Source organism: Nostoc sp., assembly GCF_036917675.1.
Taxonomy (GTDB): domain Bacteria; phylum Cyanobacteriota; class Cyanobacteriia; order Cyanobacteriales; family Nostocaceae; genus Nostoc.
Map to the genome: position 1 here is coordinate 406,386 of NZ_JBALCT010000016.1, position 11,843 is coordinate 418,228.

At 41.9% G+C, this 11,843-nt stretch carries 13 protein-coding genes; 3 read left to right on the forward strand and 10 right to left on the reverse strand.

The window, feature by feature from the left end; translation table 11 throughout:
• Positions 1–105: 105 nt before the first annotated feature.
• Together V7K31_RS06885 and V7K31_RS06890 are read right to left on the reverse strand one after the other, a co-directional pair.
• Positions 106–753, reverse strand: coding sequence for an HAD-IA family hydrolase (locus V7K31_RS06885; RefSeq protein WP_334825927.1), 648 nt, complete (start codon positions 751–753; stop codon positions 106–108).
• Positions 754–1,001: 248 nt separating this feature from the next.
• Positions 1,002–2,195, reverse strand: coding sequence for an NAD(P)/FAD-dependent oxidoreductase (locus tag V7K31_RS06890; RefSeq protein ID WP_335093364.1), 1,194 nt, complete (start codon positions 2,193–2,195; stop codon positions 1,002–1,004).
• A gap of 640 nt (positions 2,196–2,835) precedes the next feature.
• On the opposite strand from V7K31_RS06890, the gene V7K31_RS06895 reads away from it, so the two are divergent.
• Both V7K31_RS06895 and V7K31_RS06900 read left to right on the forward strand, forming a co-directional pair.
• Positions 2,836–4,653, forward strand: a complete 1,818-nt coding sequence (locus V7K31_RS06895) for a beta strand repeat-containing protein (protein ID WP_335093365.1) — start codon at positions 2,836–2,838, stop codon at positions 4,651–4,653.
• Positions 4,654–5,091: 438 nt separating this feature from the next.
• The gene (locus tag V7K31_RS06900) at positions 5,092–5,715 is read left to right on the forward strand and encodes a 4Fe-4S single cluster domain-containing protein (RefSeq protein ID WP_335093366.1); all 624 of its coding nucleotides are present in this window, start codon (positions 5,092–5,094) and stop codon (positions 5,713–5,715) included.
• A 326-nt stretch (positions 5,716–6,041) separates the two neighbouring features.
• On the opposite strand, the gene V7K31_RS06905 is transcribed toward V7K31_RS06900, so the two are convergent.
• Entirely contained in the window at positions 6,042–6,326 is a 285-nt protein-coding gene (locus V7K31_RS06905; protein ID WP_335093368.1) for a hypothetical protein, read from the reverse strand.
• Positions 6,327–6,435: 109 nt separating this feature from the next.
• Here V7K31_RS06905 and V7K31_RS06910 point away from each other — a divergent pair, with 109 nt between their 5' ends.
• Entirely contained in the window at positions 6,436–7,473 is a 1,038-nt protein-coding gene (locus V7K31_RS06910) for a FecCD family ABC transporter permease (RefSeq protein ID WP_335093369.1), read from the forward strand.
• A gap of 55 nt (positions 7,474–7,528) precedes the next feature.
• Here V7K31_RS06910 and V7K31_RS06915 read toward each other — a convergent pair whose 3' ends face one another.
• From V7K31_RS06915 to V7K31_RS06945, 7 genes are all read right to left on the reverse strand, one after another.
• Entirely contained in the window at positions 7,529–7,849 is a 321-nt protein-coding gene (locus V7K31_RS06915; protein ID WP_335006326.1) for a DMT family transporter, read from the reverse strand.
• 711 nt (positions 7,850–8,560) lie between these two features.
• A complete protein-coding gene (locus V7K31_RS06920; protein ID WP_335093370.1) occupies positions 8,561–8,848 on the reverse strand; it encodes a hypothetical protein in 288 nt (95 codons plus the stop codon).
• A 58-nt stretch (positions 8,849–8,906) separates the two neighbouring features.
• Positions 8,907–9,569, reverse strand: coding sequence for a Uma2 family endonuclease (locus V7K31_RS06925; protein WP_335093371.1), 663 nt, complete (start codon positions 9,567–9,569; stop codon positions 8,907–8,909).
• Between the two features lie 9 nt (positions 9,570–9,578).
• Positions 9,579–9,749, reverse strand: coding sequence for a hypothetical protein (locus V7K31_RS06930; RefSeq protein WP_335093372.1), 171 nt, complete (start codon positions 9,747–9,749; stop codon positions 9,579–9,581).
• 6 nt (positions 9,750–9,755) lie between these two features.
• Positions 9,756–9,995 carry a hypothetical protein gene (locus V7K31_RS06935; protein WP_335093373.1) on the reverse strand — a complete coding sequence of 80 codons (240 nt, stop codon included), beginning with the start codon at positions 9,993–9,995 and terminating at the stop codon, positions 9,756–9,758.
• A 352-nt stretch (positions 9,996–10,347) separates the two neighbouring features.
• Positions 10,348–10,647: a ferredoxin gene (locus tag V7K31_RS06940; protein ID WP_335093374.1), complete on the reverse strand. Its 300-nt coding sequence runs from the start codon at positions 10,645–10,647 to the stop codon at positions 10,348–10,350.
• Between the two features lie 102 nt (positions 10,648–10,749).
• Positions 10,750–11,604: a uroporphyrinogen-III synthase gene (locus V7K31_RS06945; protein WP_335093463.1), complete on the reverse strand. Its 855-nt coding sequence runs from the start codon at positions 11,602–11,604 to the stop codon at positions 10,750–10,752.
• Positions 11,605–11,843 lie beyond the last annotated feature (239 nt).

Below are 11,843 nucleotides of genomic sequence, written 5' to 3' on the forward strand. Positions count from 1 at the left end.
TCGGCATGGCTTCGCTTAGAGCCAGTCCGCGAGCGTCATTTTGAATTTTGAATTGTTAATTGGCAGGTAGGCGATCGCAAATAACCGCTCGTGTCAGCCCAAACCTCATTTTCCCCGATTGATCCAAACACCTCTGAGTCCAGATGCTTTAGCTCCGTGGTAATCTTCTATGATGCTATCGCCAATATGCCATGCTGCCTCTGGGGAACATTTATGTTTGTCTAAGGCAATGGCAAAAATTTGAGGATCAGGTTTAGCTGCACGTACCTGAGTAGAAATGGTGACGGAGGTAAAAAACTCTCTCAATCCTAAACTTTGCAATACTGAGTAAATCCGAGAATCGAAATTAGACAGCACCCCCAAGCTAACTCCCAACCGCCGCCAGTTAATTAAAGCTGGTAAGACATCGGGATAAACAAACCACGGTTCGCCAGTGCCAAAGTGGATATAAAGTTCGCTAAAAAAAGCCGAAAAGTCAGAAAATTCCTTGAGAACACCTGCACCTTCAAAAGTGTTCAGGGCAATTATCCGCCACCAATCAAACTCGCGTTGCGGAATATCTTGCACTTCTGCATCTGGGAATATTGGTGGCGGTGCTGCTTTAAAGCTTTGAATGAACGTTCTATTTAAGGTTTCGGCTGGAACTGTAACGCCAAATTCCTCAGCTATCTGACTATAAACTTCACCCACACCACCTTTGACATCAAAGAGTGTACCCACAGCGTCTAAAAAAATAACTTTTGGTTGTTCCATCAAAGTCTGAAGATTTTAAATCTTGAATTTTAGATTTTGGCTTAATTAATAACTTTTGTACTCGACTAACTGAAAATTGAATAGGGAATGGGGCATCAATGCCCCTCATCAGTGCTGAGTTTTGAGTGCTGAGTGCTGAGTGGGGAAACAAGAATTTTAGATTTTAGATTTTGGATTTTAGATTGAAATTTAATCCAAAATTTAAAATCCAAAATCCAAAATTGAATTGCCCAATGCCCAACCTTAAATTACTGAGAAAGTGTTTCTATGATCGGACGGACTAGCCAATTAAAACCAACTTTGAGTTGATGGTCTAAAGTTGGCAATCTATATAAATAGGCAATACGGCGGGCGACGTATGCCAAGCGCCCATCTAGTTTAATTCCCAAACCAGTGAGAGTGGCGTTGTCTATTCCTAGTGCCATCATTTCTCCTAACTGTTGGTAGCGGAAGGGAAGGAGGGGGCGATTAGTCAGAGTTGCCCAGATATTCCAAGCAGTATAATCAGCTTGTTGAAAAGCCGCTTGGGCGGTGGCGGGAACTTGCTGTCCTTCCGCATCATGACAGTCTGCTAAATCTCCCAAGGCAAAGATTTCTGGATGATCAAAAACTTGCAAATTAGATGTAGTGCTGATTTGACCACGCTGATTTTGCTTCAGGGGAAGAGATTTCACTACGGGCGCAACTCTAGTCCCCACAGTCCAAATTACCAAATCTACGGGAATCGTGTCTACCTGGCTTTTGTATTCTAGGGAGATGCTATTTTGTTCTATTAATTCGACTTTGGTTTCTAAATCCAGAAACACACCACGGGCTTCTATTGCTTTCTTTGCTGCTTCCCGGTTAAACTCTGGGGAAGTTCGCAAAATTTGGTCAGCAATTTCAATGATCCGAAAGCGTCCTCTTTCCCCTAGTCTGTCGGCTAACTTACAGGCTAACTCTACACCACTGTAGCCAGCCCCAACGATCGCTACCCGAATTTTATCAGCATCCGATTCTTCTAAAAATCGTAGGCGTTCTTCTAAACGATAGGCATCAGAGATTGTGCGAAATGTGTAGGCGTAAGATGTTGCACCAGGTACTAAATCTAGCGGTGTCTCTCCTCCTAGCGCTAGCACTAATCGATCGTAAGGAATTTCGGGGCCTTCTTGTATATTTACCCGTTGCTGGTCAATGTCAATTCCCGATACAACCCCTTGATAAAAACGCACCCCAGTGCCTTGTAAAAGTTCTTCAAATGGTGGGGCAATTTCCCACGTTTGTAATTCGCCAGTGAGTAATTCGTAAAGTAAAGGAGAGAATAGGAAGCGATCGCTTTGATCTACTAGAACAATTTCGGGTTTTTGCGTAGATTCCCAAGGTAACTGGCTTAAGCGCAGGGCTGTGTAAAGACCACCAAAGCCTCCGCCAAGGATACAAATTCTAGAAGTTTGTTGAGTCATCTATTCTATTTATGGGACAGTCAATACTGGTTGAGCAACTAACTTCAGTCTAGTAAGTTAAAGCGGACTTTTCCAAACCCCCCAAAGTTTTTGAGGGATTAGTCATTAGTCATTAGTCATCTGTCATCAGTTAAACATTATTTCGATATTAGACAAAATGTATCTCTCAGTATTATTACTTACTGCTTTTCAGGCTCAAACTGGATTCTGATACAAGCAAATATAAAGTAAAATAAACTCTGAATAAATTTAAAATTATCACCTCATATCTGTGTTAAAAGAGTCTTGAAGTTTAAGTATATTTTCAAACTTTAAAAGGTTTGAAAATGCAGTTCCCTAATACATTCTGGCGGAAGTTGGCCTGCTTGTGACAAGGGTGTTAAGTCCCAAGTCTTGTTATTAATTGAGATGGTAGCTGGATTTGCGCCGTGCTGCACTAAAGATTTGGCTATGAAAATCAGTAATTTTTGATACACCTGATCCAACGCTGTTGTAAACAGCGTTGTAGTTCATGCTATTTGACAAAACTCAGTTCTAAATACTGAGTGAGCAGTAGAAAAAATGCTCAAGACTCGTATTAGCAAAAAGACGAGCCTTGAGCCAAATATTTATACACCTGAAAAAAATCGGAGTAATCTCAATGTCTCTATTTACCGTCACTAACACCAACAACGGTGGTACAGGTTCACTGCGGCAGGCAATTTCAGATGCCAATGCTCTTACAGGAAGCGACATCATCGAATTTGGTGGACTGTTTACTGATGCGATCGCTCATACCATCAGTCTGACTGGTAGTAGTCTAGCTATCACAGATAATCTTACCATTAAAGGCACAAGTCCGAACTTACTAACTATTAGTGATGATAGTGCAACACGCGTTTTTGACATTGGCAGTGGTGTAACAGCTGCAATCAACGGGCTGACTATTACTAATAGCTACAAAAATGCCGGAGGAGGCGGTGCTATTTCCAATGAAGGCGTTTTTACTTTAAGCGATAGCACCATCACTGGCAACTCGGCTGCGAACGGAGGCGGCATTTACAACTCTAGCTCTGGGACTTTCACTGTAAACAACAGCACCATCAGTGATAACTCGGCAGGGCGCGAAGGTGGCGGCATCGACAACTATGGCATCCTTACCGTAAGTAATAGCACCATTAGCAGCAACACTGCGTCATACGACGGCGGCGGTATCTATGGTGGTTCTGGCACTATAACCGTGACTAACAGCCTGATTGATGGGAACAGCGTCAGCTTCAAATCCAGCTACTACGGCGGCGGTGGCATCTTCAGTTCTGGCATCCTATCAGTGAGTAAGAGTACCATCAGTGGCAACAGTGCGTCATACGGCGGCGGTATCTATGGTATCTATGAAGGCAATATAACCGTGGATGATAGCATCATCAGTGGCAACAAGGCCAGCGATGGCGGTGGTATTTACACTGGTGTCACCCTATCAGTGAGTAACAGCACCATCAGTGGTAACAGTGCGTCATCCGGCGGCGGTATCTATGATGGCGGCGGTATCTATGATGACGGTAGCAGTCTTAACGAGGGCGATGGCACTATAACCATAAATAACAGCACCATTAATAGCAACACTGCCTCATACGGCGGCGGTATCTATAATGGCGGCCAGACAGACGGCGGCCCTAATATAATTACCGGCACTATAACCGTGAATAACAGCACCATTAATGGCAACAGTGCGTCATACGGCGGTGGTATTGCTGGTTATGGGATCATAATTGTAAGTCAGACCACCATCAGTAACAACACGGCAATTGAAGGTGGCGGTATGTATAACCAAGGCTTTATCACTCCCGGCTACCATTCCCCAGATATTCTCGGATATGGCACTTTTAAAGTGAGCAATAGCACTATCACTAAGAATCATGCATCCACTGGGGGCGGCATCTACAATAATGGCAACCTATTGGTGAGTAGTAACAGCATCATCAGTGATAACTATGCCAGAGACTACGGCGGTGGCATTTACAACTCTACCTCTAACGAGTACGACGACTACAATCAATTAGGCATCGTTAACGTGATTAATAGCATCATTAGTGGCAATCAGGCAGGGAAAGCCGGTGGTGGCATTTACAATAATGGCAACGATGGCGGCGACATTTATGGAACTACCGTTAATAACGGCAGCCCCAATAAATTAGGCATCCTTACTGTGAGTGATAGTACCATTAGTAGCAATCAGGCACCCCTTGGCACTGACATCTACAATAATGCCACCCTAACGGTGGGCAACAGCACTATCAAGCCCAATCCCGTTTTCGGGATCGAACTCACTTCTGATGGTTATGGTTACAAGATAAATGATGGTAGTATTTACAATTCTAAATCTGGCACTACCACAGTGAACTACAACAGTGCGATCGCTTATAACTCTCAGGGTAATAATGTGGTAAGTAACATTATCACCAACACCGTTATAACCTGATTGGTAGCACAGGCTTTTATACTAAAGTCAACTTAACGTAAAAACCTGCCTAGAACCAGCTTTTAGATTATCTCGTTAAGAGTCTCCGACTGGGAATGCCGTTCTAGAGGCGGAGCCTCTAGAAAAGCGGCAGAGCCGCCAGGAGGCGCATTTCCAGCCTCTGGCTAGAAACGAGGTTTTAAAAGGGTTTGCGCTTAAGTTGACACTCATGAGCAATGTTGTGCCCCTACTACAGATGTGGTTCAAATACTTGAATTCTGCTGTAACTCAGCACTCAGCACTCAGCACTCTTCATTCCTAACCCAAAAAAACAGGAAACGTCTGCGGCTTTGCTCTTGCCTCCTGTTTCTCCAGTTATATGACCATTATCACGGTTATAAAACTGGAGATTCGCTATAGTTAACGGTTAACAGGCAACGGTTAAAAGGAGTTAAAGAGATGGAAATTAAGCCAACTGACCCATCGCTAGCACTCATAGAAATTCCCTCTGGCTATCTCAATATTATGGGTTACGTTGATCAGTCAGAAGTTAATGGCCCTGGTTGTCGTGCAGTCGTCTGGGTACAAGGTTGTCTTCGTGAGTGTCCTGGCTGCTTTAATACAAACTCGTGGTCATTTGAGGCTAACCAATTGATTGCTGTTGATACCCTTGCCGAGAATATTCTCAGCAATCCCCGCAATATGGGTGTAACGTTCTCTGGTGGAGAACCCTTTTGGCAAGCAACTGCACTGGCGTCTTTAGCTCAAAAGGTAAAAGCTGCTGGGTTAAATGTAATGTCTTTTACTGGGTTCACTCTTAAGCAGCTACAGTCCCAATCCGCGCCCCCAGGTTCCCAAGCATTGTTAGAACAACTTGACATTCTGATTGACGGGCCTTTTGTAGAATCTCTGGCAATTAATTCTCCCAACTCTCCAGTTTCTTCTAGCAATCAACGGGTTCGTGTGTTAAACCCGGCTTTTCAAGACCAGATTACTTGGGCTAGCGATCAGATAGAAGTCCATATCCTCAAGGATGGTGGCCGTATTGTCACTGGTTATCAAGGTGGGCTGGAACTAACGTAAGGGTGCGGGGGCAGGCATAGGTGTCAACTTAACCTAAAAGTTATGTCCCGGAAGAAACTGAAGTTCCTTGCTTATAGCAAAACTCATCTAAAGATGACTAAATATCCGCAAAAATCTTTAGTCTACTTCAGTAGACTTTAACTATTAGCCTTGAACTTTAGTTCTAGGCGGGTGACAAAGCTAACAGTTAAGCTATTTCTAGCTTAAGTTGATAAGTAGGTAGGCGTAATTAAATATAAGATTAAACCTCACCCTCAATCCCTCTCCGTGAGTTCGGAGAGGGAAGCCGGAGGCAGGGGTGAGGTTTTATATTTAATTTGACCCACTTACTTACCAATGGGGGCAGAGCCAGAAGAGGGAGTTAAAACTTGAAAATTGACCTTTTGAGGGTCAACTTCCAGCTTCTGAGGCTCAACTTCCACCTTTTGAGGCTCAACTTTCACCTTCTGAGGGTCAACTTCCAGCTTCTGAGGCTCAACTTTCACCTTCTGAGGGTCAACTTTCACCTTCTGAGGCTCAACGTCCACCTTCTGAGGGTTAACTTCCACCTTCTGAGGCTCAACTTCCACCTTTTGAAGGTCAACTTCCACCTTCTGAAGGTCAACGTCCACCTTCTGAGGGTCAACTTCCAGCTTCTGAGGCTCAAATTTTACTCTTCTGCTCCCTCATCGAAGAGAAGCTATATGTAAATGTAGCTTTGTTTGGGACGGATTATAGTTAATGAAAATACAAGACCGGAATTTGGCTAGACTATTTAAGACAATTTTTACTGAACACCGTGTACTTTGGACTGTTTTACTCCTTAGTACAGCACTGGTGGTAACGCTAGCGCTGTCACTTTCTCAAGGAGCAGTATCCTTAAGTATGTCGGAATTTTGGCAAGCTATTCTCCGCAAAGGCGATCCGGTTAAACAGACAATTCTCTGGGATTTGCGTCTCCCGCGTATTATAGCCGCTCTCATTGTCGGCGCAGCCTTGGGAATGTCAGGGGCACTACTGCAAGGAATGTTACGCAATAGTCTTGCTGATCCATTTATTCTGGGCATTTCAGCCGGTGCAGGATTAATTGTGATTCTGATGATTGTCTGGCAAATATTCCCGATCGCAATTCCTTTAGCAGCATGGATGGGAGCTATTTTAACTTCGGCGATCGTGATTTTGATCGGTCGTTCGGGGTCAGGAATTTCTGTTGAGCGGTTGATTTTAGGCGGAGTGGCGGTGAGTTCTTTATTTGGTGCTGTCCAAACTACATTGCTGCTTTTGGCTGAAGACGGTCAAATTCAAATTGCGCTGAGTTGGTTGGTTGGTAGCCTGAATGGACGGGGTTGGCAAGAAATTGCGACGGCTGGCCCTTACATCATCGTTGCATTGATCGGGGGATGCTTGCTGGCGCGATCGGTAAATGTGCTGGCTTTGGGAGATGATTTGGCTGTTGGTTTAGGGGTTTCGTTGGTGCGATCGCGCCTATTAATTGGTGGTGTAGCCACTCTATTAGCCGCAGGTGCAGTCAGCATCAGTGGTTTGATTGGATTTGTTGGTCTTGTTGTCCCTCACGGTGTCCGCCTCATCGTTGGTACAGATCATCGCTTTGTTTTACCACTTTCCGCCCTTGCAGGTGCATGGTTACTGACTTTTGCAGATTTACTTTCTAGACTAGGAGCAGTAGAACTACCAGTCGGTTCCGTCACTGCTTTGCTGGGTTCACCGCTATTTATCTGGTTACTTTACCGTCGTTCTGCTGGGTTTAATAAATTTTGAGCTAATATGCTGAGGTTAAAGCCAAAAAAGGATTTTGGCTTACAGCTTTTTTCATTTATTTACTTGCATTTATGCCAATTACCCCGATGATTATTAAGGCGATCGACAAAAGTTTAATCAATGTGGCAGATTCACGAAACCAGATAATACCAATGATAGCAATTAGGATAGTTCCCAATCCAGCCCAGACTGAATAAGCCACACTCACTTCAAGTCTCTTGAGAGCCAGGGTCAAAAAACTAAAACAAAGTCCATAGAAGACAAATATTAATACCGAAGGAACTAATTTAGTAAATCCTTCTGATAACTTCATGCAAGTTGTGCCTGAAACTTCAAAGAGTATTGCTGCAATAAGGTAAATCCAACTTGTTGACATATCAGTTATCAGCAGTTTGTTAGGAATGCCTTATTATCTCTGTGAAATTCAAAAAATACAACAGGTCTAATTATGATCATTAGTCGCGTGAATATACTAAATATTTGTAAGATCAGTTACGCATAGCACAATACGCTTGGATTAAGAAGAATAGTAGGTTGGGTTGAGCGTAAGCGTTACCCAACAAAGCCTTGATAATGTTGGGTTTCGTTCCTCAACCCAACCTACGCAAGTTTTAGTTTTTAGCCTTAACCCAAGCGTATTGACGCATAGCAAGCTTTAGGAGTAGGAGTGTGGGTAAAGCTCGTACCAATCTTTTAAATATACAGCGTTTTTCAGGTAAATGAAGTACACATGATTTCAAGGGCACAGCACTGCTGTGCCCTTGAAATCATGTGTACCTCACCAAGTTGTAATTTGCTATAATTGTTCTATTTCAAGTCGGCTTTTGTAGACTTTACCGAACACAGCTATTGAAAATTACCGTACTTGTTATTAACTAGATTTTTGGTTCGGTAATCTTCCTAAATCAGGTGACAAAAACCGAATTTACACCACTTTTATTTTTAAATCTTATGAAAGAGAACAAACAAAGGAATCAAATCCTCAATTAGTTGGACAGCAACAATACTGAATATCCGAGGTAGAAATATGACATTAGTACGTTGGAACCCCTGGCAAGAATTTAACGCAATGCAACGTCAAATCAATCTAGTTCCCTTCCTCGCTCCCAAGAACAATAATAGTTCTGCCTTGATAAGTATGACGCTGCTGGTTAATTTCTGTAAATATCTCTGTTAATTCCGGTTGGTTCTTCCAAGCCCCAAATAATTGATTTAGTTTAGCTAGTCTCTTCTCGTCTGTTAATGGTGGTTGTGGTTCTGTAATTGGATTGGCAATAAATTCTACGTCTATGATTACTTCTGTCCCGTCTGGAATATTATTAAGTTGTTCTAATATTTCAATATTTTGACCACGTTTTATGCCTCTAACTTTCATATTTTATTATTTCGTTATTAATTAACTGATGACTAATCACTGTTAACCGTCAATAAAATTAAAGTGTATTTGGGTCAATTCCTTGCTGTTGTAATCTGGCTAATAAATTTTGCAATTGTTCTTCAGAGGTTTGGTATCTGTTACCATTTTCCTCATACCAATACAGCCATTCTCTTGTTCGTCCTTGATAAGTACCCTGTTCCCGTCCAATACCTAAACCAATTTCCAGCATCCAAATTTTATCCCCTGGTTGTAAAATGTATTCACCATTAATTAAGCGATAAACTTCTAAACGTTGACGCTTACGACGTAGCCGTGTTGGTGCATAAATGACATAATACAAAATGCCTAATTCTGCATAATCAATTTTTTTCTGTTCATATTCGCCATTGTAAGTTTGAGAAACAACTTCTAAAGCTAAAATTGGTGGAATACCCTCTTCTTCCCACAAAACATAACTAGAACGTCCATTTTCACCAACAAAACGTTCAACTCCCAAACTCAGGAATCCATCGGGGACTATGGCTCCTTTATTGGGTGTATAGTAAACTCCCATGTTAATGCCGAAAAACCAGTCATCGCGGTTTTGCCAAATCGCGGCTAAGATGGCTAACAATAAGTTGGGAATTAATATTTGTAGTTCGTTATCCACAGGAGTATCATCTGAATCTGGTAATTCTGCCGATGAAGGTAGGCATTCTAAAGGATTGTAGTTGAACATAAGCAGTTATTAATCCCCAAAATCTAGGTTTAAACTCAGTTGTCCATTATTCAAGGGTAACTCAGTCTGCTTGTAAGAAACTTTCGCTTTAATTTCATCCATAGCCAACCACAAATCTAATAAGGCTTTCTCTTCGGGGATGCGTTTCTTTTCATTACCAATGCCCGGAATTACTTTCAACGCTACTTAAAATGTCCGCATAAATAAATCGTTGCTGACTAAGCCTGTATTTTTGAGAAACCTGTGGACTGGTTCTGTATTTTCTTCTTCTTGGTAAAGGGCGATAATGGCGTGGAGTCCATCTACTAAATATCTGGCAGAAAATTCAGTATCGGTGACGGAGAAGGCGCGTTTTTTCAAGCGTTGTTGCGGGGTGAGTAATTTACAGTAACCGCTAGCTGAATCAAGTAGTTTATGCTTTTTCACCAAATCGGAAACATCAAAACCACCGACTGCTAAAGCGAGTTGTCTAGCTTCATCGAAGGGGAAGAAGAAAAGAATAAAGTTGTCAAAGTTAATCTAGCATCGTCTGGCTAATTTCCGCTTGATATCTGCTAGCTATCTATTAAACTAAATAAAAAGCGCTCGCCTTTTGGCGAGCGCTTTTTAGTGTGAATTACTCAGCTTATACAGATTTATCAGGAAAGTGCAAAATTTTAAATCTTGTAGAGTATGTTATTGCGTAGGATAACGCACCATTTCAGATTTAAGATATGCTGGGACGAATGTCCTAACGCATCCTACAAAACTTGCTCTTGATTAAATCCACCTTTCTTAGTTAACCGTTAAGCGCATCTTCTTGATGGGTTTGGATTACACAGTCAGAAGTAGGCTTGGCAACGCAGGTAAGAACCCATCCCGCGTCTATTTGATCGTCGTCTAGGAAGTTCTGATCCGATTGGTCAACTGTACCTGAAATCAGTTTACCAGCACAAGTTGAGCAAGAACCAGCATTACAGGAGTAAGGCAAGTCCATCTCATTTTCTTCGTTAGCGATCTCTAGAATGTAATCATCCTCAGAAACTTCAATTGTTTTTTCTTCATCTGGGGTCTTTAATGTGACCTTGTAAGTTGCCATGTAAAAATTCCTAGTTAAGATAAACTCCATTTCCGATACTACGGGTTTATGTGCAGCTAGTCTAGAGTGCAATGTGGTTGATTACTCTACATCCTAAAGTGCTTACCCTGAATTAGAACTGAGAGTAAAAAATTCTGCGATCGCATCACCAAATCCCTCAAATGAACTATAATCCGCAGACACGATAGAGACATTCATACCCAACTTTTGGGCATTAGCAGTTGTATAAGGGCCAAAACATCCAATAATACAACCTTCATAATCGCTTTGCGAGTTGACCATTGTCAAAAAGCTTTCTACTTCTGCCGTGCTACTAAAGGCAATTACATCGATCATTCCTTGACGCATCAGGTTTAATTCAATACCGTAGATATTTTTATCTAAACCCTGTGTAATATAAGTAGGTACGCGAGTTACTTCTATACCCAATTTCTGCAAATCCGTAATTAAATTGGGTACAACATCAGGCTCAGGCAAACCTACGACTTCTGGAGTCGGTATCAGCACTTTTTTCTGGTGAATTTCCGGTAGTTTTGCTAATTCAGCGATAATTCCGGCTGGGCTAGATTCTGTAGGAATTAAATCTATTTTGCCACAAAAAGACAATAAGCTTTCTGCGTCTTTTCCTAAAGCACATAATTGACATTTTTGTACCACAGATACAGGAATATCTAAATCATTCATCCGGTGAAAAAATGCAGCGATGCCATTTCTACTGGTGAAGATAATCCAATCAAATTCATCTATATGGACTAGAGCAGTATCTAACTTAGTGTAGTTTGATAAATAGCAGGTTTCGATAGTAGGCATGAGAACAGGTAAACCACCTTGTTTGATGATTTGTTCAGATAACCTATAAGCATAATTTCTCGGTGCTGTGACTAAAATTCTCTTGCCATATAGAGGTAATTCTCTAGATGGAGTGAGCAGGTTGATTTCTCTTGATTGGGTGGGCATTTGTTCGTCTGCTATTTCATTGCTATTCCACTTTAGAATGTAATACGCTTGGTGTTCGTGATATTTTGCCCAGATTTTTGTAAGAGTCAAAGTGTCGTGCTGACCGATATCTCGCCTAAAACTCAAGTTCTAGGCTAATAGCTCAAGTCCACTTAAGTGGACTGACGACATTTTTCCTTTCACCGAGGATAGGCACGTACATCGCTTCAATTTTTGGGAATAATAGTTTTAAATCTTGT

Coding starts and splice junctions, on each gene's coding strand:
- V7K31_RS06885 (WP_334825927.1), bottom strand. CDS start 753: ATGGAACAACCAAAAGTTATTTTTTTAGACGCTGTGGGTACACTCTTT.
- V7K31_RS06915 (WP_335006326.1), bottom strand. CDS start 7,849: ATGTCAACAAGTTGGATTTACCTTATTGCAGCAATACTCTTTGAAGTT.
- V7K31_RS06910 (WP_335093369.1), top strand. CDS start 6,436: ATGAAAATACAAGACCGGAATTTGGCTAGACTATTTAAGACAATTTTT.
- V7K31_RS06900 (WP_335093366.1), top strand. CDS start 5,092: ATGGAAATTAAGCCAACTGACCCATCGCTAGCACTCATAGAAATTCCC.
- V7K31_RS06895 (WP_335093365.1), top strand. CDS start 2,836: ATGTCTCTATTTACCGTCACTAACACCAACAACGGTGGTACAGGTTCA.
- V7K31_RS06890 (WP_335093364.1), bottom strand. CDS start 2,195: ATGACTCAACAAACTTCTAGAATTTGTATCCTTGGCGGAGGCTTTGGT.
- V7K31_RS06940 (WP_335093374.1), bottom strand. CDS start 10,647: ATGGCAACTTACAAGGTCACATTAAAGACCCCAGATGAAGAAAAAACA.
- V7K31_RS06945 (WP_335093463.1), bottom strand. CDS start 11,604: ATGCCCACCCAATCAAGAGAAATCAACCTGCTCACTCCATCTAGAGAA.
- V7K31_RS06925 (WP_335093371.1), bottom strand. CDS start 9,569: ATGTTCAACTACAATCCTTTAGAATGCCTACCTTCATCGGCAGAATTA.
- V7K31_RS06920 (WP_335093370.1), bottom strand. CDS start 8,848: ATGAAAGTTAGAGGCATAAAACGTGGTCAAAATATTGAAATATTAGAA.